The organism is Sorangiineae bacterium MSr11367 (assembly GCA_037157805.1).
Lineage (GTDB): Bacteria > Myxococcota_A > Polyangia > Polyangiales > Polyangiaceae > Pendulispora > Pendulispora rubella.
Genome location: CP089983.1, coordinates 999,940 through 1,024,977, shown reverse-complemented (window position 1 = coordinate 1,024,977; position 25,038 = coordinate 999,940). Strand labels below are relative to the sequence as shown.

18 protein-coding genes are annotated in these 25,038 nt (G+C 65.5%); 9 read left to right on the top strand and 9 right to left on the bottom strand.

Annotated elements, in window-relative coordinates:
• Nucleotides 1–22: 22 nt before the first annotated feature.
• The 6 genes from LVJ94_04440 to LVJ94_04415 form a co-directional block, all read right to left on the bottom strand.
• Nucleotides 23–2,314 (bottom strand): hypothetical protein, encoded by a 2,292-nt coding sequence (locus tag LVJ94_04440; GenBank protein ID WXB06492.1) that lies wholly within the window; start codon nucleotides 2,312–2,314, stop codon nucleotides 23–25.
• Complete coding sequence (locus tag LVJ94_04435; GenBank protein WXB06491.1) at nucleotides 2,290–2,598, bottom strand: hypothetical protein; 309 nt, start codon at nucleotides 2,596–2,598, stop codon at nucleotides 2,290–2,292. The genes LVJ94_04440 and LVJ94_04435 overlap by 25 nt, the downstream gene beginning before the upstream one ends.
• Before the next feature lie 112 nt (nucleotides 2,599–2,710).
• Entirely contained in the window at nucleotides 2,711–3,109 is a 399-nt protein-coding gene (gene rpsI / locus LVJ94_04430) for a 30S ribosomal protein S9 (GenBank protein WXB06490.1), read from the bottom strand.
• A gap of 23 nt (nucleotides 3,110–3,132) precedes the next feature.
• Complete coding sequence (gene rplM / locus LVJ94_04425; GenBank protein ID WXB06489.1) at nucleotides 3,133–3,579, bottom strand: 50S ribosomal protein L13; 447 nt, start codon at nucleotides 3,577–3,579, stop codon at nucleotides 3,133–3,135.
• Nucleotides 3,580–3,692: 113 nt separating this feature from the next.
• Nucleotides 3,693–7,094 carry a BamA/TamA family outer membrane protein gene (locus tag LVJ94_04420; GenBank protein ID WXB06488.1) on the bottom strand — a complete coding sequence of 1,134 codons (3,402 nt, stop codon included), beginning with the start codon at nucleotides 7,092–7,094 and terminating at the stop codon, nucleotides 3,693–3,695.
• Nucleotides 7,048–11,523, bottom strand: coding sequence for a translocation/assembly module TamB domain-containing protein (locus LVJ94_04415; protein WXB06487.1), 4,476 nt, complete (start codon nucleotides 11,521–11,523; stop codon nucleotides 7,048–7,050). Before LVJ94_04415 ends, LVJ94_04420 begins: the two co-directional genes overlap by 47 nt.
• 76 nt (nucleotides 11,524–11,599) lie before the next feature.
• Here LVJ94_04415 and LVJ94_04410 point away from each other — a divergent pair, with 76 nt between their 5' ends.
• The 5 genes from LVJ94_04410 (at nucleotide 11,600) to LVJ94_04390 (ending at nucleotide 17,040) form a co-directional block, all read left to right on the top strand.
• Nucleotides 11,600–12,310: an RNA methyltransferase gene (locus LVJ94_04410; GenBank protein ID WXB06486.1), complete on the top strand. Its 711-nt coding sequence runs from the start codon at nucleotides 11,600–11,602 to the stop codon at nucleotides 12,308–12,310.
• Between the two features lie 12 nt (nucleotides 12,311–12,322).
• Nucleotides 12,323–12,916, top strand: coding sequence for a nucleotide exchange factor GrpE (locus LVJ94_04405; protein ID WXB06485.1), 594 nt, complete (start codon nucleotides 12,323–12,325; stop codon nucleotides 12,914–12,916).
• 67 nt (nucleotides 12,917–12,983) lie between these two features.
• A complete protein-coding gene (locus tag LVJ94_04400; GenBank protein ID WXB06484.1) occupies nucleotides 12,984–14,273 on the top strand; it encodes a LeuA family protein in 1,290 nt (429 codons plus the stop codon).
• Between the two features lie 16 nt (nucleotides 14,274–14,289).
• On the top strand, nucleotides 14,290–15,699 hold the full coding sequence (locus LVJ94_04395; protein ID WXB06483.1) for an anthranilate synthase component I family protein: 1,410 nt from the start codon (nucleotides 14,290–14,292) through the stop codon (nucleotides 15,697–15,699).
• A 168-nt stretch (nucleotides 15,700–15,867) separates the two neighbouring features.
• Entirely contained in the window at nucleotides 15,868–17,040 is a 1,173-nt protein-coding gene (locus LVJ94_04390) for an acyltransferase (GenBank protein WXB06482.1), read from the top strand.
• Between the two features lie 11 nt (nucleotides 17,041–17,051).
• Here LVJ94_04390 and LVJ94_04385 read toward each other — a convergent pair whose 3' ends face one another.
• Nucleotides 17,052–18,518 (bottom strand): hypothetical protein, encoded by a 1,467-nt coding sequence (locus LVJ94_04385; GenBank protein ID WXB06481.1) that lies wholly within the window; start codon nucleotides 18,516–18,518, stop codon nucleotides 17,052–17,054.
• A gap of 172 nt (nucleotides 18,519–18,690) precedes the next feature.
• Between LVJ94_04385 and LVJ94_04380 the strand changes: the two genes are divergently transcribed.
• Nucleotides 18,691–19,059: a Bor family protein gene (locus LVJ94_04380; GenBank protein WXB06480.1), complete on the top strand. Its 369-nt coding sequence runs from the start codon at nucleotides 18,691–18,693 to the stop codon at nucleotides 19,057–19,059.
• Entirely contained in the window at nucleotides 19,056–19,424 is a 369-nt protein-coding gene (locus LVJ94_04375) for a hypothetical protein (GenBank protein WXB06479.1), read from the top strand. Before LVJ94_04380 ends, LVJ94_04375 begins: the two co-directional genes overlap by 4 nt.
• Here LVJ94_04375 and LVJ94_04370 read toward each other — a convergent pair.
• Nucleotides 19,421–20,083, bottom strand: a complete 663-nt coding sequence (locus tag LVJ94_04370) for a pyridoxamine 5'-phosphate oxidase family protein (protein ID WXB06478.1) — start codon at nucleotides 20,081–20,083, stop codon at nucleotides 19,421–19,423. The two genes, LVJ94_04375 and LVJ94_04370, sit on opposite strands and share 4 nt — an antisense overlap.
• A gap of 71 nt (nucleotides 20,084–20,154) precedes the next feature.
• Here LVJ94_04370 and LVJ94_04365 point away from each other — a divergent pair, with 71 nt between their 5' ends.
• Together LVJ94_04365 and LVJ94_04360 are read left to right on the top strand one after the other, a co-directional pair.
• Complete coding sequence (locus LVJ94_04365; protein ID WXB06477.1) at nucleotides 20,155–21,621, top strand: PLP-dependent aminotransferase family protein; 1,467 nt, start codon at nucleotides 20,155–20,157, stop codon at nucleotides 21,619–21,621.
• A 98-nt stretch (nucleotides 21,622–21,719) separates the two neighbouring features.
• The gene (locus LVJ94_04360; protein ID WXB06476.1) at nucleotides 21,720–22,445 is read left to right on the top strand and encodes a hypothetical protein; all 726 of its coding nucleotides are present in this window, start codon (nucleotides 21,720–21,722) and stop codon (nucleotides 22,443–22,445) included.
• Nucleotide 22,446: 1 nt separating this feature from the next.
• Here the strand turns inward: LVJ94_04360 and LVJ94_04355 are convergent, their stop codons facing one another.
• The gene (locus LVJ94_04355; protein WXB06475.1) at nucleotides 22,447–24,996 is read right to left on the bottom strand and encodes a hypothetical protein; all 2,550 of its coding nucleotides are present in this window, start codon (nucleotides 24,994–24,996) and stop codon (nucleotides 22,447–22,449) included.
• Nucleotides 24,997–25,038: the final 42 nt, after the last annotated feature.

The following is a 25,038-nucleotide window of genomic DNA, read 5'->3' as shown; positions in this document are numbered from 1 at the left end:
TCCTAGCACAGCTCGTCGAAATTCAAGGCACGGTAAATGAGCCGAGGTCGAGCCGGTTGTCGCTGACGGTCGCCGTACCGGTACGGATGACGGGAATGCGCTTGCCATCGCCGCGAACGCGCCAGAGGCCGGCGTAGACCTTCCACGTCTTTCCCCCGGCGTCGTAGGGGACGCTCATCTGCATGATGTCGCGCAGCGTCTTGCCGGGCGGTGCCTTTTCGATTTCGAGCGCGTCGGAGACCATGACGTGATCGGCGCGCAGGTCGTTGCCCGACGAGGGGACGAGGTGGACGAAGAAGCCCATCTTGGACTCGACGTCGGGGGCGACTTTCCAGTCGAACTCCATGGTCACGACCGATTCGGCGGCGGGCGTGGTGGGCGTCATTTTGAAGGCCTCGAGGGTCACGCCGCCGGCGAACTGCGCGTCGATGCGGCGGGCGTCGGCGGGTGGAGCATCGGCGAGGATGCTCTCGCCGGTGACCGTCTTGAGGGGCACGGAGGGTGCGGACGGCTCGCGCACGACGGCGAGGGTCAAGGCGAAGGGCACGATGGGAAGGACGAGGGCGCCGGCGTACTCGCGGGTGGAAAGCCCCGTGCGGCGGCGCCTCACGCGCCACACCAGCCATCCTAGGACGCCGAGCGCCGTGAGCGAGATGGCCGCCCCGCCGAGGGCCGCGCGTGGAAGAAAGCGCAGCACGACGTCGCTCGTTCCCGCGGGCACGTCGACGGAGAGGAGGCCCTGCGCGCTCTGGACGGTGCCCACGCTGGAGCGCCAGCCGGGGTGCCAGTTTTGGTTCACCAGGACGCGGCCTGGTTTGCGCATCTCGACGTGAAGCCAGATCGCACCCGGCGTCCAACGCGTGCGGGTCACCGTGCCGGCGTTGGGCTCCTCGAGGTACTCTTCGGCCTCGAGATCGCCGCGCAAGAGCGGCGATTGCGGAACCGGGTAGGCGTCGTAACACGAGAGGCACCCGAGCCCCATCGGGCCGTAGTACGCGACGCCCCATCGCGTGCCGCGCGCCTGCCGGAACGGCTGATCGACGTGCACCGGCGGTGGCGCGAGCATGCGGCCGTTCGCCGACGCGTGATGGTTTTTCACCAGCGGCTGCAGGTTGACCAAAAGGAGCCCCGCCGCGATGCCCAAGACGGCCACGCCCCAGCGCCGCCGGCGCGCGATCACCTGAAGCTGCGTGATACCCAGCGCGGCCACCACCGCCGTGGCCAGCGCCAGCAGAACGAGGAACCGCTCCGGGTAGCGCAACGCCGAATAGAGCGGAAGCCGCTTGAGCAACGCGAAGAGCGAGACGGGAACGCTGAATCCCTGCGCCAGCCAGATCGCCGCCGCCCCCGCGATCACGAGCGATGCGCTCCTTCGCCGCAGCAGCCCCGCGAACACGGCGGCGAGGCACATGCCGCCCACCAGGTAATTGCCGCGGATGTCGAAGTCGCCGCCGGAGTCGGGGTGAATCTGCCCGAAGAGCGCCGGCAAAAGGTCCTTGCTCGCGATGCCCTGCGCGCCGCCCACGATGCGCGGAGCCATCGACATGGTCTGCAGGAGTGGCCACAGGCGCACCGCCGAGAGCGCGCCGGCCAGAACGACGGCCAACGCGACGAGCTTCAGCGCGCGCGCGCTGCGCAAGACGATGAGCCCATCGATGATCTCGAAGGCGCAAAACAGTGCGGCAAAGGGCACGGAGTACGTGCCGCCGAACCCCATCATCCAGGCGAAAGCGACGGCCGTGATGGCCACACCGGCCAGGCTTCCACGCATCGCACGGCGCACGCCGAGCACGGCCCACGGCACGAGCTCGAAGCCGAAAAAGTTGGTCCACGTGAGCGCGGGCGAGAAGGCGAACAAGCCGCTGGCCGCGTAGATGGGCGCAGCCAACGTCGCCCCGAGGTGCGACGCTGCGCGCGAACGCGCATAGCGGTACGTTCCCTCGAGCCCGAGCAGGATCATCACGAAGGGGACGAGCGCCTCCGCGCGCAAGGTCCCCACGAGCAGCGAGAGAAGGAACGTGGGCGACACGTACCGGCTCTGCGGTGTGCCCAAGAGATCCAGACCGCCGCAGTAGTACGGATCCCAGAGCGGCAGCTGCCCGTATTCGACGACGGTTCGGCGCGCGGTCTCCTCGTAGGGCAACCAGTCGCGGTACGCGTTGAACGCGCCCGCCGTGCGCAAGAGAGGCCAGGTGCACGCCAGCGCGACGCACGCGAAAAAGAAGAGCCGAAACGGCGTGCGTGCGGCCTTTTGGCCTGCCTCACGCAGCAGCGCATCCAGGCGCGACATCAATGAATCGGGCGCGGTCGACACGGTGGCACCGTTGGACGGAGCGTCACGTTCGCGGGTGCGGCCCACCGGCGGTGCAGCCCTTCGTCGATCGCGAGCAGCACGTCCGGCAGGCGGAGGCGCCTCTCGCCGGCCAGGGTCTTGGCGCGGCGGTACTCCGAGTTGTGGAACGCATCGTCCTGCGACCAAAGGTCCGCAGGGAAATCCTTGGCGGCGTTCCGGCGCATCTCCCTCTCCTCGAGGGCCATCGTCTCGAACGCCTCGCGCCGCTGCTCGTCATCGGCGGGCGCGGGTCCAGACAAAGGCATGGCCGTTACCGCCACGAAGGCAGCAACGGCCATGACAGCCCCGAACAGGAGCCATGACGAAGCGGCAGGTGGAAGCGAGACAACCCGCATACCGACCCGACGACGACGTCTCTCAGCGCTTGCTGTACTGGAAGCGTTTGCGGGCGCCCGGCTGGCCGTACTTCTTACGCTCCTTCTTGCGCGCGTCGCGCGTGAGGAAGCCGGCGCGCTTGAGGACCGAGCGGCGCTCGGGGTCCATCAGGCAGAGAGCGCGGGAGATGCCGTGGCGCATCGCCTCGGCCTGGGCCGAGTGACCGCCGCCGTTGACCGTGGCCGTCACGTCGAACTGATCGATGGCTTCGATGAGCTCGAGCGACTGGCGCATGACCATGCGGGAAGTCTCACGCTCGAAGTATTCATCTGCGGGCGTGCTGTTGACGGTGATCACGCCCGTGCCGGGCTTGACCCAAACGCGGGCAATGGCGGTCTTGCGCTTGCCGGTGGAGTACGTGCGATTGTCGGTGGCGGCCATGTTCTAATTCTTTTGTCGCTCGACTAGAGCGAGACCTTGAGGGGCTGCGGTTTCTGGGCGGCGTGCGGATGATCCGGCGTCGCGTAGACCTTGAGCTTGGTCAGCATTTCGCGACCGAGCACGTTCTTCGGGAGCATGCCCTTGACGGCCTTCTCGATGGGGAAGGTGGGCTTGCGGGCCAGAAGGTGCCGGTAGCTCTCGGCGCTGAACCCGCCCGGGATGCCCGAGTGCGAGTAGTAGTGCTTCTGGTCGAGCTTGTTTCCCGTCAAGCGAATCTTGTCCGCGTTGACGACGATGACGAAATCGCCCGTATCCTGGTGCGGCGTGAACGTCGGCTTGTGCTTCCCACGGAGAACACGCGCAATTTCACTGGCCAGGCGCCCGAGGGGCTTGCCCGCTGCATCCACCACGTACCACGAACGACCGGCCTGAGCCTGTTCCTTGGTCGCCGAAAATGTCGTCTGAGACATCGTTGAAAAAGCCTTTCCTAGGCGAACTTGAAGCCTGCTGGTGCCCCAAGCCCCAGAGGGGGCGGGAACGTACGAGGACAGGGGTTGCTTGTCAAGCGGTGGTTGCCCCTCGTTCAGAAGAGCCCAATCGCAAAGTGGAACGCGCCGAAGTCCTCGTAGGCTTTGCGGCGGGTCAGGTTGATACCGTAGTCGAAAACGAGCGGGCCGACAGGGGTTTGAAACCGGATTCCGGTCCCCACCGAAACGCGCATCGGGAATTCCTTCTGTTGGAAGGGATAGAGCGGGTCGTACCAGAGGTTGCCCACGTCGGTGAACAACACAGTTTCGAGGGCGCCCCGGAGGGGGATGCGCAGCTCGAACTTCGGGTTGAACATGAGGTTGCCACCGCGGATGGGGATGGTGTTCTGCGTGAAGGGCTGACGTCCCACGGGTGGATTCTTTTTGTCGTACTCGATGAGGTCGTCGAAGTCCTGCGGGACCAACGAGTCCTGGGCGAAGCCGCGCATCGATTCGATGCCGCCCATGAAGAAGAGACGGTCCGGGTAGGTGGTCGAGCCCGAGGTGAGCTGCACGTTGGTGCCGAGGCGCAACTCGGCGGCGAACGTGAGCTTTCCCAGCGGGATGTAGCCGGCGAAGGTTTCGGCGAACCGAAGAAAGTGGCCCTGCTGCTGGTTGATCTGCTCCTGCAGCGTGGGATCCGCGACGGTGGGGGTGCTCACCGGGTTCCAGTCCACGTGCTCGATGCCGCTGACGAAATACGTCCCCGAGTGCGCATTGAAGGAGTTGTCGCGGCGGTCCCACGAGACGATGAGGCGCTGGGAAACGGCGATGCTCGTCCCCTCGGGCACGCGAAGGAGGCGCAAGAGATCGCCGCCGCCTTGCTGCTGCTGCAATTGCTGCTGCAACTCGTAGAGCGACTTGTTGAAGACGGTCGCCGTGTTTCGCTCGAGCGTCGGAGAGAACGTGAGCAGCACCGGCCGGAACGGCCTGTACGAAATGCTCGGAATGCCCGCCCACTTCGTCAGAACGAAGTCGCGCTGGAGCGCACGCGAAAAGATGCCGTCGACCCCGGAGCGCCAGAGAGGGCCGAGCCCGATCTCGGGAAATTCGCCGCGTAACGTGATGCGCCCGGCGATGCGCTCGCTGAAGGAGAGGGTCCCGAAGTTCGACTTGACCTGGTCGTCGAGGATGAAGGCATCGGGCAGATACGACACCTGCACGCGCGCCGACAGACCGATGGCCGAGCCCGCGAAGTTCCGATCGCCGATCTCGGTGGTGAGGCGGAAGCCCTCACCGGTGGAGAAGCCGGGGCGGATCTCCAGGAACTTGGGAATGACCTCGGCCACCGTGATGATGACCGTCTTGTTCTTCGCGGGAACGTACGGATCGGAGAGGCCGACGTCGACGCTGCTGAAGACGTTGAGCGTGGCGATGCGCTCTTGGGTCTTTCGGATGTCGCTGGTTCGGTAAGGCTGGCCGATCTGCAGCGCGATGCGGCGCCGGATGACGCCCTCGCGGGTCAAGTCGTTGCCTTGAATGACGATGTTGCGAACGATGACCTGCTCACCCTCGGTGATCTCGAAGCGGGCCCGCGCGCGCGTGTGGTCGAGCGACTCGTCGAGGGTGTACTTGATGTCGACGAACGCGTAGCCCTCCTCGCGGTACACGTCGAGCAAACGGCGGCGAGCTTCCTCGAGCTTCACGGTGTTGACCGGCGTGCCCAGCGAGAGCTGCGCGGCGAGGGCCAAGGTGCGCTCGGAGATGGCGCGCGTGCCGGTGAAGGACAGGTCGTACAGCGTGGTGCGCGGGCCGAGCTTCACCGGAATGCGCAAGGTGACGCGGGGCTCGCAGGCGATGCCGTGGAGCGGATCCGGCACGCAACTCATGGCCGCCGGGAGCGGCGCCACGGGAAGCGGGAGGTTCGTGATGTCGTAGGTGCAGGCCTCCGGCTCCACGGGTTTGCCGTTCTCGTTGGGCAACGGCAGCGGGATGCAGCGGCCGGCGGGCGAACGCGGATCGCAGCGGCGCCGTACGATCTGCACCGGGCCGACCTGGGCGTGGAGAAAGCCTTCGTGGCGGTAGAGCTCCTGCACGTGCTCGACGGCGCGCTGGTACGTGTCGGCGACGTAGACGCTGTCGGGCTCCAGATCGACGGGCACATCGACGGCGCCGCGCTGCTGCGGGCTGATGAGCGCGTCGACCCCGCGCGGATCGGGGCTCTTGAGGATGTCGGCGCCCGGGAGCTCCTCCTCGAGGTAGCTGTCGATCTCGCGCCCGATCTCCGACACGCTGGTGGGCCCGCCCTGATTGAGGCGGCGCACGTCTTCCTGGCGCAGGCATGGGTACGCCCGGGCCGCGACGCGCACGCGAGGGTGCTCGCTGATCTTGAAGACTAGGTAGTGCACCTGATCGCGCGCGGTGCCGCGTTCTTCGAAGGCGACCTCCACGTCGAGGTAGCCGCGCTTCTGGTAAAAATCTCGAATCTTTTCCGCAAGATGAATCGGGCTGAGATCCGCTTCGGTGGCAATGCCCAGGGCCTCGGTGAGGGCGTCCTGGTCGTAGTGCTCGTTGCCCTCGAAGCGCGGGAGAAAGAGTTTGCCGGCTTGGACGCGGATGCGCAGAACGATCATGCCGTCGGCCGAGACGACGTCGTGCCAGACGTCGGCTTGGTGGTAGCCGCGGGCGCGCAGGCGCGCCTCCAGCTGGCTGTCGGCGGCCTCGAGTGCGGTCTCGTCGGCGCGATCGCCGACCTTGACGCGGTAGCTGCCGTTCGTCGATTCGAGTTCCTCGGGGCGCGCGTCGTAGACGTAAAAAACGCGGCGCCCGAGGATACGCGGCTCGCCATCGCGCACCGTCAAGGTGACGTCGATGCGCAACGGATCGTCCGTGGTGCGGGTTTCCAGGGCGATGGTCGCTTTGGGGTAGCCCCGGCGCGCGAGCAGGGCCTCCATGCGCTCTTGCTTGTCGCCCAGGTCGGCGCCCACGAACTCGCCCCCCTCGGTGAAGTCGGCCTCGCGCAGCAGCTCGTCGCGCTCGACTTTGACGCCGCCCATGTGAAAGCGCAGGTTCTCGATGATCTTGCGCACGGCGACTTGGACGACCATGCGGCAGCCGGCGCCTTCGGTCGTCAGGGTGACGTGGCCGCGGGCAAACTGACCGCGATCGAGCAACTCGGAAAGGGCGCGGCGGGCCACGGCCTCGGAGAAGATCTCCCCGGGCTTGACGCCGACGACCTTGGGCAGATGCATCATGCCCCAGCGCTCGCCTTCCAGTTCCGTATCGATGGCCGTGATGGGGCGCCCGACGCAGGCATCGACGTTGGGACGCGGCGGAAGCACCGGCACCGAGGGCGGGGGCGCAAGCAGCTCCGGGGGCGTGAGGACCTCGACGCTCCCCTTCCCCGGCTCCGAACGAGCGCGTGTCGAGAAAAGCAGCGTCGCGAGAAGGAGAACGAGGGCTACGAGCCCTTTACTGGAACTCCAGCCGCCAACGGAAGTCGAGCCCCAAGTTGCCAATGCTCGAGGAGGATACGTCATTGACGTTGTCGTAGGAGCCTAGAACGCTGGTTCGTTGACTCAATCGCCACTCGATGTTCGAGCGCAGCTCGCGGTCCTCCGAGAGGCCCGTGGTGACGGTGGCGCGAACGTCGTCCGTGATGCGTTTTCCAATGGTCACCTGAGGCTCGGTGCGGCCGCTTCGGGACGAGTAGCCACTGCCGAAACGGAAGTCGTCGATGACCGGGATGGCGTTGGTCACCGCACGGTCGGCCCCCGTCGCGCTCGACAGCGCCTCGAGCGCCACGCCCGCCCCGAGCGCCGCACTGCTCTGAAGCTGGTCGACCTCCGTGCGGGTCATGCCCACCGCCAGGAGCAACACGATGTCGTCCTGCGACAGCGGAGGGTCGCTCGTCAGGTCCAATCGCAAGTTGTCCGTGTCGCCGTGCGCGTGAAGGGTGATCCGCCATAGTCCTGCAGTTCTCCCCCCGCCGCCCGTGGCCGTCGTCGAGGTGCCGTAGCGACGGTACTCGGTCTGGGCTATTACGTCGATGTTCGGATCGATGCGTGTTGGATCATCGAATCGGATGATTGCCTGCCGAACCTCGAACTCCGTCGAGCGAAAGCGGAAGCGCCCGCCTTGCTGCGCACGCACCTCGCCCCGGAGGCCGATGCGCTGGTTGGTGCCCGTGACGTGGAGCCCCTGGTTGTCGATGTTGAGCTCGACCTCCGCCAGGTTGTTGTGGATGCGCAGCGGCCCCCTATTTTTCACCTGGATGTCCAAGGTCAGCGCGTCGAGCGAGGGATCGTAGCTCTCCACGACGGTGCGCTTGGCGCGCATGCCCAGGGCGCTGAGATCCGTGGTCAGGGAGATGGGGCGCGTGTACTCGGCCGACGTGATCAGCACGTCGCCGGTGACCTGCGGGAGCGGCGTCTTCGCATCGCCGCTGCTCGGCGGGCTCACGTGCAACGCGAGATCCGCGTCGAAGGTCGTCGTGACGCCGTCGGTGGGCGACATGCGCAAGTTGCGCGCGCGCACGTCGACCTGGCCGGCGCCCACGGTGAAACCCGAGATGGGAAGGTGACCGGTGACGCCCAAGGTCCCGCCCGAAAAGCGCGCCGAGCCGCGGGTGATGCGCACCTCGGACGCGTCGGCCTTCACGTCCATTTCGACCGCGGTGACGGGGCTGGGCAAGCCTTCGACGATGAATTCCCCACCGCGAACGGTGAGCGAGCCATCCATCTCGGGCGCACTCGCCTTGCCCGTCACGTAGAGCGACCCTCCGAGTTTGCCCTGGGCGCGTTCCAGCTTGGGAACGGCGCCCACGAGCACGCCGAGATCGATGGGCACGAGCTCCGCGTTGAACGCCAGCTCGGGCGAGGTGCTGAAGTGGTACGCGGCACCGCGCACGGTGATGGTCCCGCGGAGGGCCTTGCTGGCGTTGGCCGAGTTGCCGGCCTGCAGATCGAAGGTCAGCGGCGGCACCGCCAACGTGTCGTCTTTGACGTACACGACGGAGCTCGTGGAGCGCATGCTCACCTTCTGCGAGCCCTTCTCGAGCGACATCGAGCCGGGCACGAACGACAGCTGCGCGTGCGCCGCGTCGCCCTGGCGGTAGCGCGCGATGGTGAGCTCGCCGGTGAGCTCCCCCGTCGCCGGAACCTGCGGCACCGCCGCGGCCTCGAGATCTTCGGCCGGGGGCTTGGCGATGCGCAGCACCGCACCGAGATCCAGACCCTTCGTGAGGATCTTGCCGGTGATGAGCGAGTTCTTTTCGCGGGTCATCACCAAGTCGTCGACCTTGACCTGGCCGCTGAACAACTCGCCGCTCACCCGAAACTCGCCGGCCAAGGCATCCGGGTTGTACGTCGCCTTGTCGAACGCCGGGTACATCGGCGCGCCGCATGCCGTGGTGCCGATGGGCTTTTTCGCCGTCGGCTCCTTCTGAATCATCGCCACGTCCACGTGCGAGGCCCCGAGGCGCGTGTTGCGCACCAAGAGCGGCGTGATGTCCAGGTTTCCCTCGACCTTGAACGCGTCGATGGTGCCGCTCACCTGGGCGAAGCCCGAGGCCGAACCATCGAGCTCCGACGCGAGGCTGCCCATGGAGGCGCTCATGGTCTGGATGCGCGAGAGCGGAATGCCCTGCACGACCACGCTGCCATTCAGCTTGCCGCGGTCGACCTTCGCCGAGCCGAACACGGTCCCCACCGCGATGCCGGACGGGTTGGGCCGCACCTTGCGCAAGGTGGCCGCGTGCACGTCGATGCGAGCTCCATCGAGCCCTGCGAGACGGTCCTCCCATTCGTAGCCCAGGTCGATGTCGCCATCGTCGAAGGCCTCGCCAAAGAGCTTCACGTCGCGCAGATGGGCATGGCCGCCCACGTTCAAGAACCCGCCCTTGCAGCGATCCTGCGGGCCGCCCAGGGCGAGGTGGAGGGTGGAATTGGTGGTGAAGGTGCCGTCGATTTCGGTAAACCGCGGATCTTCGTCCATCTGGAACAGGTTGAAGAAATCGCGCGCGGAAAAGCCGGTGGACGTCACCACGGCGTCCATGACCATGTTGGCCGCGCCGCCGAAATCGAGCTTGCCCGAGGGCATCTCGTAATTGCTCTTGTTCTTCGTCGCCTTCACGTTGGAAAGCTCGACGGTGAGCCCTTTGAGCGTGGCGTGCCCCGCGGTGACGTTGCCGAACGGGATCCCGCTCAGGACGAAGTCCTCGATGGTGGCGTCGGCCTCCAGGTGCGGATCGTTGAAGGCGCCGCTGACGATGGCGCTGGCCGTGGCCTTGCCCGAGATGGGGATCGAGCCCAATGGGCCGATCTCGGTGAGGTCGGCGACCACGGAGGGAACCTCCACGCGCAAGTCCTCGTCGAAGCCGATGGAGACGAAGCCGCCATCGATGGTGCTCTTCGGCAAGGTGGCCTTGACAGCCTTGAATTGAAGCGCATCGGGGCGCACGGACACGTGGGCCTGAAGCTGCGCCTCTTTCACGCCGATGACGCGGGCGCGGGCGGGATCGTCCACCGCCACGTCGAAGACGGCGAAGTTGGGCGTGTGCGCGATCATGTCGCCGTCGAGCTTCAACGGATCGATGGTCCCGCCGAACGTCGCGACCTTGACCTCCTTGAGGTCCCACGTCACGTGCGGGTGCTGGCTCACGCCGAGCTCGCGCATGAGCGCGGTGAAGCTCGCGTCCTTGACGTCCACCTTGGCGCGGATGGGGATGCCCTTCACGAGCGGCTCGACCCGCACGTCGCTCAGCAAGGCGGTGCCCTCGGCGATGCCGATGGCCGTGCGGGGACTGGTGATGACACCCTGCTTGGCGACGATCTCGGAGTCGACGTAGCTGGCCAGCTGGTACTTCCCGATGCGCAGATCGCGCGCCTCGACCTTGCCATTGACGTCGGGCAGGTTCATCCCCTCGAGGTAGCGAACGTCGGCGTCGACCGAGATCCACCCGCCGCTCTCCGGAAATGGGCCGGCCTTCGCACCGATGGCCAGCGGGGCGCGGGCCATGATGTGGCCATCGCCGTGGGGCAGATCGCCCTCTTTTTCCGGGAGGCGCACCGTCGTGTGGGTCACCGAGAGCTCGACCTTGCGCACGTCCGTGTCGGGGAGTTTGCAGGGCGGTGCCGTGCCGGCGGCGGGATCGAGATCGGCGGCACCGGAGACGCGGAGGCGGTGGATGGCGACCACGTGCGGATCGACGCGCACGCGCCCGTCGACCAGGCAGAGCGTGTCCTCGTCGTGCGCGGTCATCTGCGGCGAGAGCACGCGGTTGCGCGAAATGCGCGATTCGCCCATGCGCAGGGCCACCTCGAGGCTGGTGCCCTCTTGCGGATCGTCGTCCGAGGTGACATCGAGGTCCACGGCCTGCGCCTTCACGCGGATGCCCTCGATGTCCAGGTCGAGCTCACCGTCGGTGATGGCCAGCACGCCCGAGGGCAGGTGCAGCGGCCCGGTGCTCTCCTTTTTCTCGGACTTGGGAAGCTCGATGCCCAGGTTGGCCAGATTGCCGTCCTTGAGAACGACGCGAATCTTGGGGCCCTCGATGTCCACCTGCTCGATGGCGAGCTTTCCCGACAAAAGGCCGAAGAACTTGGGCCGCACCGCCACGCGCTGGGCGATGAGCAGGGGATCTCCGCCGTCGTTGGACTCGACCCGTACCGAGCGCAGCTCGATGGAGAGCGGCCACAGCTTGGGCACCACCTCGTAGTCGGCCACGATGCCCTTCGAGCGAATGAGCTGATCGAGCTGCGACGTGGCCCACCGCTGCAAGAAGGAGGAGCGCACCGCCAGCACGACGACCGGCGGAAGCAGCGCCAACACCGCGAGGATCGCGCAGAAGACCCGCGAGATGGAGCGGCCCCAATCGCGGCCTCCGCGGGCGGGCCGCGGGGGGCGAGGAAGGCGGCTGCTCCGCTCGGGTGTGCCGTCTTGATCCATGCGCGAGGAGGTCAACTGTAGTCAGAAACCCGTATTGTGCCCATTTTGGTCCAGGTTCGATCTAAAGAGCCGTGCGATGCGGCGGAAGACCCCAGGCGTACTTAACAAAGACGAGCTCGTTTCGGAGCGCATTCTACGCTTCGAGCAGCACGATCCGGCAGGGGTCGTACGTGCCTTGGAGCCTTTCGTCCAGCAACGACGGCGCGAGCGGATCTTGGAGGTGATTTCGGGCCGGTTCGCCAGCATCACGGTGTTGTTCGAATCGCCGCACGATCCGCACAACGGGGCGGCCGTGGTGCGGACGTGCGAGGCCTTCGGGATTCAGACGTTGCACGTCATCGAGTCGCGCGAGAAGTTCCTCGCGGCGGCCTCCGTGGCGCGTGGCGCCGAAAAATGGGTCGACATCGTCCCACATCCCACCGTGCAGGACGCGGCGGCGGCGGCCAAAGAGGCGGGGCTGGAACTCATTGCCACGCACCCTGATGGTGAACTTTTGCCGTCGGACTTGGCGAACATCCCGCGATTTGGCCTGGTGCTGGGCAACGAACGGAACGGAATCAGCGACGACTTGACGGCCGCGTGCACGCGCGCGGTGCGGGTCCCCATGCGCGGATTCGTGGAGAGTCTTAACGTGAGCGTCACCGCCGCCATCCTACTGGCAGCGGCCACCAGCGGCCGCAAGGGGGATCTCGATCCCGCCGAGCGGCTGCGTCTCTATGCCCGCGGTCTCTACTTGTCCGCATCGCATGCGGACGAGCACCTGGCGCACGCGGGTTTTTCGGTATAGTCACCCCCCATCATGACGGAGAAGGATGTGAGTCGAACGGAAAATGGCAACGTTTCGCCGGAGCTCGAGACCGAGGCCGAGGCGCTGCTCGAGGCCGAAGAAGCCCCCGCTGAGGACCCGCTCGCGCAAGCCCAGCTCGAGGCGGCCCGGCTGAAGGACATGTGGATGCGCACGGCCGCCGAGTTCGATAATTTCCGCAAACGCTCGCGCCGCGAGGCCGACGATGCGAGAAAACAAGGACGCGAGGATATCCTGCGCGAGCTGCTTCCCGTGTTCGACAACCTCGAGCGCGGTGTCCAAAGCGCGCAACGCGCCCAAGACGTGAAGGCCGTCATCGACGGCATGCAGATGATTTTGAAGCAGTTCGAGCAGACCTTGGGGAAGCTCGACATCAAGAAAGTGCCTGCGGTGGGCACGCCGTTCGACCCGACGGTGCACGAGGCCATTCAGCAGGTCGAGACCGACCAACACCCCAGCGGCACCGTTATTTTCGAGGTGCAGCCGGGCTACATCCAGGGGGACAAACTCCTCCGCGCTGCGATGGTCGTCGTGGCCAAGGCTCCTGCAGGTAAAGGGCCGGGCGACGACGGCAACAGCGCGTCATAACCGCGCCAACCTCCTGAACGGAGGATGGGGGGCACGTTGCGGATTCCCGATGTAGAGTAGAGAGGCGATGGGAGACGCACGGACGGAGGGGGCGAACATCTCGGACCTCGTTTACGACTGGAACGAGGTCGACCGACGGGGACGCATCGTGCCAGCGGGCGTCTCGTTCTTCGACGAGACGCTCCGCGACGGGCTGCAAAATCCGTCGGTCATCGACCCCGACGTCGGGCACAAGCTGGAGCTTCTCAACCTGATGAACGACATCGGCATCGACGCTGCCGACATCGGGTTGCCTGGAAGCTCCAAGCGCGCGTTCGACGATTGCCTGCGCATGTGCAGGGAGGTCGAGCACAACCGGCTGAAGATCAAGGTGGCCTGTGCGGGACGCACGGTGGTGAGCGACATCACGCCGATGATCGAGCTGTCGCAGCGCGCGGGTATTCCCATCGAGGTGTACGCGTTCATCGGCTCGAGCCCCATTCGGCAATACACGGAGGAATGGGACGTCGCGCTGATCGCCAAGCGCAGCGCCGAGGCGATCGACGTGGCGGTGAAGGCCGGCTTGAAGGTGGCCTACGTCACCGAGGACACGACCCGCTCGCGCCCCGAAACGTTGACGACCCTGTTCCGGGCGGCCATCGAGCATGGCGCAACGCGTCTATGCTTGGCCGATACGGTGGGCCACGCCACCCCGGACGGCGTGCGCAATTTGATTCGGTTCACGAAGGACGTCATCGCCGGCACGGGCGCGAAGGACGTGGGCATCGACTGGCACGGCCACAACGACCGCGGGTTTGCCCTGGAGAATGCGATCTGGGCGCTCGAATACGGGGCCAATCGCGTGCACGGGACGGCCCTGGGCATCGGCGAGCGCGTGGGCAACGTGCCCATGGAGCTCCTGTTGATGAACATGAAGCTTCTCGGGCTCCTGGGTGAGCAGGATTTGACCCGGTTGCTGGACTACGTGCAGGCGGCGGCCGCGGCCGTCGGCTGGCATATCCCGATCAACTATCCCTTGGTGGGGCGCGACGCGTTTCGCACGGCGACGGGCGTGCACGCGGCGGCGATCATCAAGGCGATGGCCAAGGGCGATGCGTGGCTCGCCGATCGGATCTACAGCGGGGTGCCGGCCGGGACGTTCGGGCGGTCGCAGGAGATCTGCATTGGGTTCATGAGCGGGGCCTCGAACGTGAATTATTGGCTGCGGCGGCGGGGGATTCCTGCAACGGAGAAGCTCGTGCAGGAGATTTTGAAGGCCGCCAAGGCGCAGGATCACATCATGACCGACGAAGAAGTGCTGAGCGTGGTCGCCCGCGTGAACGGGCAAACCGCGGACGTGCCCGCATCGTCGTCGTAGATAGAGGGTTGTCGAGTTGGACGAGCGGACGTTCGGCGGCTGGGTCCGCGCAGGGTACAATCAAGTTCCAGTGGTCGCCGCGGTGCCGCGCCAGGGGCGGACACCCGTGGATCTCTTGCGGGCTTTGCCGGAGCGAAATCGCTTCTTGCTGGAGAGCACGCGCGTTTCCGAGGAAGGGCGATATTCCATTTTGGGCGCGGCGCCATTTCTGCGCTTCGTGGCCAAAGGGGATCGCTATTGGATCGACGGCCGGCCATTCGAGGGCGATCCGATTGCCGCGCTGAGAGCGCTGTTGCGTGAATGGCGCGCTCCACGGCTCCCGGACATGCCGCTTTTCATGGGCGGGGCCGTGGGCTTTTTCGGATACGACGCCCATCGCTATTTCCAGCGCCTTCCCGCACACCGCAACGACGACCTCGGTATTTGGGATATCGCCTTCCACTTCGTCAACGAGTTCCTCGTCGTGGACCACCACGCCGACGTCATTTACGTGGTGGCCACCGGCGACCGGTATTCCGAATGCAAAACGCGGGTGGACGCACTTCTGCATGCCGTGAAACACCTGCAAGGGCCCCCTCCCCCGGGGGAGGGCCGGGGTGGGGGAGATTTCACATCCAACTTCACCCACCAAGATTACCTAACCGCCGTCCGCCGAATCCAAGACTACATCCGCACCGGCGACACCTACCAAGTCAACCTCTCCCAGCGCCTCGAAACGGAATACCGCGGCCACGGGCTCGATCTCTACGAAACGCTGTCGCGCATCGACCCCGTGCATTTTGCCAGCTACTTCCAATTCGACGACTTCGAAATCATCAGCGCGTCCCCCGAGCGCCTCGTCCGCGTGGACGCCGGCAAGCTCTTCACCCGCCCCATCGCCGGAACCCGGCGCACCGGCGCCGACGACGAGAACGCCCGCTTCCTGCACGAGCTACGCACCTGCGAAAAAGAGCTCTCCGAGCATGTCATGCTCGTCGATCTCGAGCGCAACGATCTCGGGCGCGTCTGCCGCTACGGCAGCGTCCACGTCTCGAGGCTCATGGAAATCACGCGCTACGCGCACGTGATGCACATCGAGTCCGAGGTGGTCGGCGAGCTCTCCAACGGCAAGGACCTCCTCGACGTCGTGGCTGCCCTCTTCCCCGGTGGAACCATCACGGGCGTGCCCAAAATCCGCACCATGGAGATCATCTCCGAGCTCGAACCCACCGCCCGCGGCCTGTACACGGGCTCCATCGGCTATCTGTCGTTCGCCGGCGACATGGACCTGAACATCGCCATCCGCACCATCCTGCGCAAAGGGTCCCGTGCCTACGTCCAAGTGGGCGGCGGGGTGGTCATCGACTCCGATCCGCAGCGCGAATTCAAGGAGACCCTGAACAAGGCGCGCTCGCTCCTCCGCGCTCTCGGCACGCACTCTGGCTAGGCGCCGCTAGCACCACTCCGCCATCAGGTCCACCAGAATTCACCGCGAATCACGACGAATTTGGTGAATCTTTTATCGGACGGCGACGACTATTGTGACGGGCCGGGAGCCTTCTTCCCAACCACATGGGAGGGACTGCCGCTCGACGGAGCGAACTGGAGTTTCCATATGGCTGCGACGACCAAGACTTACAATACCCGCAGCGATGCGCTCGATGGATTGCGTGCCATCGCTGCTCTCTTGGTTGCATTTTACCACTGCGGGGCCGAGTTCCGGAGTTCACCGCTCGTGATCCCAGGCTTCACGGGCGTGCTGATCTTCTTCGTATTGAGCGGATACCTGGTGTCGAAGCCCTTCGTGCAGGCTCTCGCGGCAGGGACCTCGCTCCCATTGCTTTCGAGTTATGCCATTCGGCGGTTCCTTCGCATATACCCTCCGTATTTGGGCGCGCTCATCTTCTTCACGGCGCTGCGCTATGCGACCCACCTGCACCCGCCGAGTGCGTCGGCCTTCACCGCGCATGCTCTTCTGTATTTCAACTTCATGGGTGGCCATTCCTTTTTCGATATCAACGCCGCATTTTGGAGCTTATCCATCGAAGCTCAATTTTACGTACTCTTGCCCATGAGCGCATGGCTGGTAGCGCGCGTCGTCGGCACGCGGCACGCAGCCCTTGCCCTCATCTTGTTGTTCGTCGGCGTCGGCCTCGTTTCGCGCGTGCTCGAATTCACCTACCCCGTGGCGGGGAATGAATCCCACTTCGTCCTGCCCACGTCGTTTTTGGATCTCTTTGGCGTGGGCATGTTGGTGGCCTATGTCGAGCCGCGTGCGGCCATCACCTTTTCGCGGTCACCGCGCCAGCGCGGGGTTCTTTGGCTCATTGGCATTGGCGTCTTCCTCGCCGCCAATCACTGGTGCCTCTACGATGCGGGAAGGGCCGATTACCTCCGCACGGACATCTTCTCCTACGCCACGCTCTATCCGCTCGTGTGCTGCCTCGGTGCCGGCGTGGCCGTCCTGGCGATTTGCGTCCAGCCGGCGGATACGAAGCTTCCGATCCTGTCTTGGAGGCCGCTGGTTGCCATTGGGCACATCTCTTACAGTGTCTATTTGTACCATGTCGCCGTGCAGCTCGCGTTTTTCGCGGCGCTCCCGCACCTCCCGCGCGGCTATGAGCTCTATCTCACGAGCCATCATTGGCTCACGGGCTTCCTCACGTTGCCATTCGTCCTCGTCACCAGCGCGATCGCATACCGCCTCGTGGAACTCCCCACCATGCGCTACGGAACGATCTGGTCGAAGGCCGTCGTCCAGCGGGCGGCCATCGCCCGTCCAGGCTGAACGACGGCGCGCTATTCCACGGCACCGGCGTTGGTCATCAACGTCGTATACCAACTGGCCCACGGGGTGTTCGTCGCGGGGTAGTTCGCCAGCGGGTCGGTGGCCTTGCTCGCATCGTCGAAGTCCCAACCGCGTGCCGCCTTCCCGGCATTGCGCGCGGACGTGATGAACGAAGCATTGGTCGCCGGCGCCGCGTAGAACAAGGCCTCACGCAGCTCGGCGGCGTCGTTCGGCTGGTACTCCACGAAGGCCCATTGGGGATAGCGAATCCGATCGGCGCTCACGCGATCCGTCCCGTAGCGCAACGTGTTCGACGGTGTCGAGCCATCGGCGCCCGTCCACACCGAAACGCGGGAGCTCCCACGCGCGGACACCGTCACGTCGTAGCGCGCGTCCGACGTCTTGCCGTGGGTCGCATCGTCCCAGACCACGCTGCTCGCGGCCGTATCGAGCACACCGTCCCAGTCCCAATTTTGGCTGCTGCTCGGGCTGCGATGGATCTCGCGAACCCGGGTGCCCGCCGCATCGGCGAACCGCACCGTCGGCAGCACGCCCGTGTCGTATTTGCGGCTCTCCGACCAGGTGATCTCACCGTCCGAGCCGAGACGGCCCACGTGGTACCAAAGTGTGTTCGCACTCTGCGATTGATGCACCTCGACGAGCCACCCGTCGTCGTTCAGGGCCACCGCCGGCGTCTTCCCCGTGTCGTAACGGCCATGCCGGCGCCACTCCACGCGACCGTCGGAGCCGTAAACCCCCGTCCAGTACCATAGGGTGCCGCTCCCCGAGTCGTGCACCTCGACCACCTGCCCGCGTCCATTGAGGGCCACCGCGGGACTGCTCCCCACGTCGCGCTTGTATTCTGCACGCGTCCCCGCGTGGCCGGAAAGAAGCGTCAAAACGCGTCCGCGCAGCGCGCCGATGGTCGGCAGGGCACCGGGAACGTCTTTGGAGAGCAGCAACTGCGACCCGAAGACCGACTTCAACTCCGCATTCAGCGCCGTCAAGTTGCCCGCGGCATAGGACGGATTGTCCGTCAGGTCGTCCTTCAAATCGAGCATGACCAAAAGCGGTGCATGCTGCGGATGATTCCTCGACCACGATGCCACCGGAACGAGCCAATCACGCAGCGCGTTCGACGCTGGATTGCCGCCGGCATGGTCCACCGCATCGCCCACGGAATCGTGCCCTATTCCATAGTCCCGCAACGTTCCATATCCATTGTCGTGGATATCGAACTCGAGAAAGCGCACCCCGCGATCCAGCTGCGCGGCAATCGCCCCTTTCTCGCCCTCGACGTTTCCCGAATAGCTGTTGTGCGTGGCGCGAAAAATCGCGGACGCAAAGGGCAGATTGTCCCCAGGCAGCGCGGCGAGGTTTTCCTCGACGCTCTCGCCGTCATCGAGCACGCCATCCGAACACCCGGCGCTGCACGCCACGAGAACCGAGACCCCCAACGTTGCGACCCGCGACGCCATTCGGTGGACCATGCGCGCGAGCATATCCCGCCACGCGTGACGCGAGCGTTCCGAGCGCGCGTCAAATGCGTTTTCAGCTGCAGTGCATCACTTCGTTCTCACACGACGCTCACACCGATTCACGCAACCATGGGTCGAACGCGGCCGAGACTAGAGGTGTAGTGGGCAACCCATGAATCTTTTCATCACGAATCGACGGCTGCGGGCGGGGGTGCTGGCGCTGGCTTGGCTCAGCCAGGGGTGTTTCAGCACTAGCCTCGTAAACAAGAATTTAACTCCAGGAGCGGAGAAGCACGAGGAGTGGAATTCCTTTTTCTTTTGGGGACTTGCGGGCGAAGCCGAGGTGAATGTGGCCGACATTTGCCATCAACGCGACGCCTGGAAAATCGAAGAGGGCACGAACGGGGCCACATGGTTCGTCAGCTTGATCACGTTGGGCATCTACTCGCCGCGGAAGGTGTACGTCACGTGCGCCGAACCTTCGCCGCCTTCGCAGCAGGAAGCGAGAACCGAAGCTTCCCACGCGCAGGAGGCCCAATGAAGCACTGGCTCCCCATCGCCTGCTTGGCGCTGCTCACCGGCGGCTGCTACCGCACGACGATTCGTTCCGGCCTGCCCACGCAACGGCAAGCCGCCCAGGGCTACGAGGAACGCATGCACAGCGCCATCGTGGGCGACGTGGTGGTGATCGATCCGCCCTACCCCTTGCAGTACGCGTGTCCAACGCAGGGCCGGTGGGCCACCATCGAGACCAAAATCAGCGCGCGCGATTGGTTCGTCGGGCTTCTCGGTGGAGGCGTCTACCAAGCGCAGAGCGTCACGGTGTACTGCACCAAGGAGAAACCGCCGCCACCGCCCCCCGCTCCGCCGCCACCACCGGCCGAAACACCGCCCGTGAGCCTCTAAGGCCGTCGGTACGACGCGATCGCCTCGGGCATGGGTGCGCGGGGTGGATGCTCGGCATCGGAAATGGGTTCGCTGGCCACCAAACGAAGGGGCACGTGGCCCGCCCAATATGCGCGCTCCATGTCGTCCTCGTCGTCTTTGGGGCCACCCGTCCGCGTTTTGACGGACGCCTCGACGATGGGAAGCGCCAAAACCCGGGTGGCGACGAGCTCCTTGCGGTTCGCCGGGCGCGTCTCCCTCGAGCGCCCCGGCACCGCATGGTCGACGAGGGCATCGAGCGCGCGAAGCTTTTCCTCCGTGTCGGTGATCTCGGTCGCCTCGCCCAGCACCATCACGGAGCGGTAGTTCATCGAGTGGTGGAAGCCCGAGCGCGCAAACACCAGCCCGTCGACCAAGGTCACCGTTACGCAGAGCGGCGTGCTCTTGGCCCCTGCCTTCAGGAGGCGGCTCGCCGCGGCGCCGTGCAGGATGAGGCGATCGCCCAGCCGCGCGTACACCATGGGGATGACGAACGGCTGTCCTTCCACGGCGATGCCCACGGACGCGTAAAGCCCCGCGTCGAGAATGGAATAGGCAAGATCGCGATCGTAAGAGCCCCGATCCGGGATGCGGTGCAACGTCGTCCGCGGGGTACGTTCCAGTGGGCCTCGGTTTTCCATACCCCGAGGATGCGCCATCACTGGTATCTCTTGTAGGTCCGGTTTCGACAATTCGGACCTACCAGTTGACCATGCGATCTTGGACCTTCTCCGTGCCCCTCGAGGCGGCGAGCCGCACGCCGCTGTTCGCGCAGATTGCCCAGGCCATTTCCGACGACATCGCGCGCGGCCGCTTGAAGCAAGGCGACGCGCTTCCGGGAACGCGCACCTTGGCGGAAACGTTGGGCGTGCACCGCACGACGGTGGCGGCGGCGTACGCGGAGCTCGAGGCGCAGGGCTGGGTCGGCACGCGGCGGGGGTCAGCCACCTTCGTCGCCACGGCTTCGCCCGATGCCGAACCGCGCCGGCTCTCACGCGCACGCCCGAGCCCCGGCGTCCCGCGCCGTGCCGGCTTTCCCGTGGAATCGATCCGCGAGCGCCCGCAGCGCGACACCACCCCCGGGCGCGATGCGTTGCTCCTCTGGGGAGGCTCGCCCGATCTGCGGCTCGTACCCGTGGATCTCCTCGCCCGCGCCTACCGCCGCGCGGCACGCGGTCACGGCGTCCACCTGCTCGACTACACGGGGGAGAGCCGCGGCCAGAAGCGCCTGCGCGCCGCCGTCGCCGCGATGATCGCCACCGCCCGCGGCATCCCCGCACGCGAGGACGACGTGATGATCACGCGCGGAAGCCAGATGGCCATCGACTTGGTTGCGCGCGCCCTCGTGGTGCCCGGCGACGTGGTGGCCGTCGAGTCCCCCGGCTATCGACTCGCCCACGCCGTCTTCCGGCGCGCCGGTGCCCGCATCGTGCCGATCCCCGTGGATCGCGATGGCATCGACGTCGGCGAGCTCGCACGCCAAGCGGCAAGCATGCGCATTCGTCTGGTGTACGTCACGCCGCACCATCAGTATCCGACCACCGTCGTCTTGACGCCGACGCGCCGCCTCGCACTGCTCGAGCTCGCGCGCCAGCAGGGCATGGCCATCGTGGAAGACGACTACGACCAGGAGTTCCACTACGACGGCCGCCCCGTCCTGCCCATGGCCAGTGCCGATCCGCACGGGCAGGTGATCTACATCGGCACCTTCGCGAAGATCCTGGCGCCGGGATTGCGGCTCGGTTTCGTGGTCGCCCCGGAGCCGGCGCTCGCGCGGATGGCCTACGAGCGGGAGCTCATCGATCGGCAAGGCGACGGTGTCCTCGAATGTGCCGTGGCCGAATTGCTGGAGGAGCGGGAGATCCAGCGCCATGCGCGACGCATGCGACGCACGTATCAGGCGCGCCGCGATGCGCTGTGCGAGGCGATCGACAAACACCTGGCGGGCGCCATTTCCTATATCAAACCGCCGGGCGGCATGGCCCTTTGGACGAAGGTCGCCAGCGACGTCGATGTCGATCGATGGCAACAGCGCGCGGTCGAAAAAGACGTCCATTTCCAAACGGGGCGACACTTCTTCCTCGACGGTGCGCGCGCTCCGTATGCGCGATTCGGTTATGCCATGTTGAACGAACGCGAATTGCTCACCGCCGTGCGACGACTGGCACAAGCCTTGTAGAGGGAGCCGGCCGGGCTGCGCCTTCGCTTTTGACGTGGGTGTGTCTTCGTTTTGCTACAAAATCGCTGGCTCGCCGCTTGCGATAGGCCCCCTTCAGAATGAGCACACGTCGGATCATCGCAGCCGCCTCCCTTCTCGCGGCCGTCGCCGCCTCGGCGGCATGTGGCCCCTCCTCCCCGAGCGACCCTACCAACTACTGCGCCAGCACCGCCGTGGACGTGGAGACCACGTGCCAGTCGGCGGCCGATTGCCCGGGTGCCGGAGACCCCAACGCCAGGGTCACCTGCATCGACTCGCACTGCACCTTCGCCTGCAAGGGCGAGGCGTACGATGTGAACGGCAACACCGCCGACGGCTGTGAAGTCGTGGACCCGGTGAGGGACAACCACCATTCGAGCGACGCCATCGACCTGGGCGACGACTCGTGCCTCGACTCGAGCAGCGCGGAGCACTTCTCCGGCATCATCGCGACGGACGTCCGGCAGCACGTTAGCCCAAGCATCGACGGCTACGACGGCAAGGTGGGCGCCGCGCCCGATTGGTACATGATCCGCGCGAACGGCGGCCAGTGCGAAAACGACATCGAGTTCGAACTGCGCGTTCGCGGCGCCGCGCACTTGGACCGCTACAGGCTGCACATCGACAGCGACAAAGACTCCTGGGACTGCACCACCGACGCACTGGGCTTCTGCCGGATCAAAGACGACGCCGGCAGCTACCACGACAACACCTGGATCTACATCCGCATCAGCAAGGTGGACGCCGGGGACACCATTTCATGTGCCCCCGAGGTCGCCGAGTACAGGGTGGACGGGCACCTCTGACTCAGGGCCACATGCGGTCGTGCCAATCGGACCACGTGGCGATCCGCTGCGGATCGGCGCCGACTTGCTTCGCCGCCAGGATGCCCCACGCCACGTATTGCTCGATGGTCCAGTCGACCCATCCACCGGCGAGGTAGGGCTTTCCGTTCTTGTCCGTGGGAAGGGCCTTGCGTTCCTTGTCCAGGCAAAAGCGGAATCCCGACTTGGTCTCCAGCTCGCCACCGAAGTGGGCATTGGGATCGCAACGGCGCCATTGGTCGGCGGCGGTGTTGGCGAAGTACTCGTTGTAGACGCCAATCGACGTATTCACGAGCATCTTGTACAACCCTGCCTGGAGCACGTCCATGTGTCGAAAGCGCGTGCGCTGCCAGTCTTCCGCCCCCGTGTGGAGGATGCCCGTGGGGGCCAGTTTGTGAACGAAGTGGGCCCGGCTCTGAAGGCCCGTGTTCTTGAACAGATTGTCCGGCTCCTTCGGATCGGGCGTATTGAACGAGATGTTCGTATTGGCCAATTGAGAAATCTTGGCGCGCACTTGGAAGAAGCGGGCGAGGTGCGCGGCCGAAACCCACGTCGGAGCCTTCGCCGTTTCCAAATCGTCGACCACGCCCGTGGTAAAGCCGAGATGGTACGGCCAATCCATGGGCCCTTGCGAGGCGCCCGCCCAACCGGGGTTGACCGACATCTGCAGCTGGTACCACTGATTCGTACGGAAATACGAAACGAGGCGCGGCTCCCACGAGAAATAGAATTCACGTTTGCCCTTCGAGGTCTCCTCCGGGGCATAGAGCATGTGCGGCGCGAGGTAAAAGACGCTGGGCCACGTAAAGATCCAACCGCGCTTGTCCCCCTCGCCAATCCACGTTCCGCCTTCGCGCCTCCCGTGGAACTGGCTCTGGTCGCCCTCGAGCCCGTAGGTGTGGGCCAGTTGCCATTGCTTGACGCCCATCCAGTGGAACAAGCCGACCAGCGCGCGCTCGATGAATGCCTGTTTCGAGAACGCCGCCGCGGGCGCGAGGGCCGCCGTCTCCTTGGAGAGAAGCGCCTCGAACTTCGCCCCGCCGATCTCGCCGCCGTAAGGCTTCGACGGATCGCTCGATTGCCGATCCCCTCGCCCGCCGCCCCCGAAGCCGATGGTCCTCGCCCCGAAGTCGTAGAACCATTGTTGGATCCGCTCACGCTGCTCGGGCGTGAGGTGGCGCCAATCGCCATAGACGCCATTCTTGTTCTTGTTCGTCTCGAGAAACTCTTTGATCTTTTCGAAGGCCTTCAGCGGACTCCGATCCTCCGCCACCGTCTCGAAGAGCCCCGCAGACTGCCCTTGATCCGGCGTCCAGATATCGAGCGGGTGCACGTTGGGAAGCCACGCATTCCAATCCGGGAATTGCAAAGGAACGGGCATCTCGCGCGTGTTCAATTTGCCTTTCGGGTCCATCGCCCGATCCAGCTCCGCCTGGGTCACCGACAGCGGCTTGTCGTCCACCGGCTGCCCGACGAAGGTCTTCATGAACGCTTTGCCGTCGGGCAACACGGCCGCGAGCCCCGCGCCCGCCGCCCACTCGAGCACCGGTTTCGCGTCCAGCCCCGGCCCCGGCTGGTACGGCGGATTCTCGGGTGCGGCCGCCGGCACGTGCGGCACCTTGTCGTGCAGGCTCGCGCGCAGGTACGCGGCAATCTGCTTTCCCTGCTCCGTGCTCAATCCGTGGAACTTGCTCCTCTGGACGATGGAGTTGTTCGAATAATTGAAATACTGCAAATCGCGGCCGTCCTCCGCGTGGCACGAATCACACGCAGCGTGGATCTTGCGAGGCACCACCGGCGACTTGATGAGCAGGTCCTTCCCATGCCAGAGCGCCTGCCCTTTGGCAGCGTCGTCGGACCACTGTTTTCCCGCTTCCTTCTCGGCGCCAATGTCCACGTACTTGCGTGGCGTGCGATTCAGATCGGTGCCGCCCGCATTGCGAAGTTGCACGTCCAGAATGCGGAATCCATTCGAATTGCCGTCGGTGCCATTGAAGCGGAATTCGATTCGGTTCGTGCCGGGCAACCCCACCAGGCGGGCGCGGGTCGGTGCATCCAGCGCGATGGAGAACGTGGTGGTGACCAAGCCTCCATTGATGCCACCGTGGGCGCGCGACACGTCGTCGAGCTGCACGTTGGCATCGGTCACGTCGATCCAGGGCGCGTCGTTGCCGTCGCCGCCCACGATGCGCAAGCTCGCCTTCACCTTCGCCAGCGGCTTGGCCAGGGCTTCGAACTCGGGCGAATCGTAATGGCCGCATCGATGGCAGAGCACGACGAGACGCTCTGCGGAACCCACATCGGCCGCCTCGACACCGAGACGCGTGATCGCGATCGCGGGCTCGTCCGGGGAGCCGGTGCCCAGCACCTCGATGGGCAGCCGGACCTGCGTGCCCCCGTTGGTGCCGTCGTCGCCATTGCCGTCGGGTTGCGAGGTACCGGGGTCGTCGGACGATGAAGATTTGCAACCCGAAAGGCTACCAAAGAGCGGAAAGGTGGCGCAGACTGCGAGAAGACACAGCTTGATACGCATCGAATTTCGCATGTTCCCCTCGCGAAACGGTGATGACGAACG

Excerpts from the sequence above, each read along its gene's own strand:
- LVJ94_04435 (WXB06491.1), bottom strand. The coding sequence starts at position 2,598 with ATGCCTTTGTCTGGACCCGCGCCCGCCGATGACGAGCAGCGGCGCGAG.
- rpsI (WXB06490.1), bottom strand. The coding sequence starts at position 3,109 with ATGGCCGCCACCGACAATCGCACGTACTCCACCGGCAAGCGCAAGACC.
- rplM (WXB06489.1), bottom strand. The coding sequence starts at position 3,579 with ATGTCTCAGACGACATTTTCGGCGACCAAGGAACAGGCTCAGGCCGGT.
- LVJ94_04415 (WXB06487.1), bottom strand. The coding sequence starts at position 11,523 with ATGGATCAAGACGGCACACCCGAGCGGAGCAGCCGCCTTCCTCGCCCC.
- LVJ94_04410 (WXB06486.1), top strand. The coding sequence starts at position 11,600 with ATGCGGCGGAAGACCCCAGGCGTACTTAACAAAGACGAGCTCGTTTCG.
- LVJ94_04405 (WXB06485.1), top strand. The coding sequence starts at position 12,323 with ATGACGGAGAAGGATGTGAGTCGAACGGAAAATGGCAACGTTTCGCCG.
- LVJ94_04400 (WXB06484.1), top strand. The coding sequence starts at position 12,984 with ATGGGAGACGCACGGACGGAGGGGGCGAACATCTCGGACCTCGTTTAC.
- LVJ94_04390 (WXB06482.1), top strand. The coding sequence starts at position 15,868 with ATGGCTGCGACGACCAAGACTTACAATACCCGCAGCGATGCGCTCGAT.
- LVJ94_04385 (WXB06481.1), bottom strand. The coding sequence starts at position 18,518 with ATGGCGTCGCGGGTCGCAACGTTGGGGGTCTCGGTTCTCGTGGCGTGC.
- LVJ94_04380 (WXB06480.1), top strand. The coding sequence starts at position 18,691 with ATGAATCTTTTCATCACGAATCGACGGCTGCGGGCGGGGGTGCTGGCG.
- LVJ94_04375 (WXB06479.1), top strand. The coding sequence starts at position 19,056 with ATGAAGCACTGGCTCCCCATCGCCTGCTTGGCGCTGCTCACCGGCGGC.
- LVJ94_04370 (WXB06478.1), bottom strand. The coding sequence starts at position 20,083 with ATGGAAAACCGAGGCCCACTGGAACGTACCCCGCGGACGACGTTGCAC.
- LVJ94_04365 (WXB06477.1), top strand. The coding sequence starts at position 20,155 with ATGCGATCTTGGACCTTCTCCGTGCCCCTCGAGGCGGCGAGCCGCACG.
- LVJ94_04360 (WXB06476.1), top strand. The coding sequence starts at position 21,720 with ATGAGCACACGTCGGATCATCGCAGCCGCCTCCCTTCTCGCGGCCGTC.
- LVJ94_04355 (WXB06475.1), bottom strand. The coding sequence starts at position 24,996 with ATGCGTATCAAGCTGTGTCTTCTCGCAGTCTGCGCCACCTTTCCGCTC.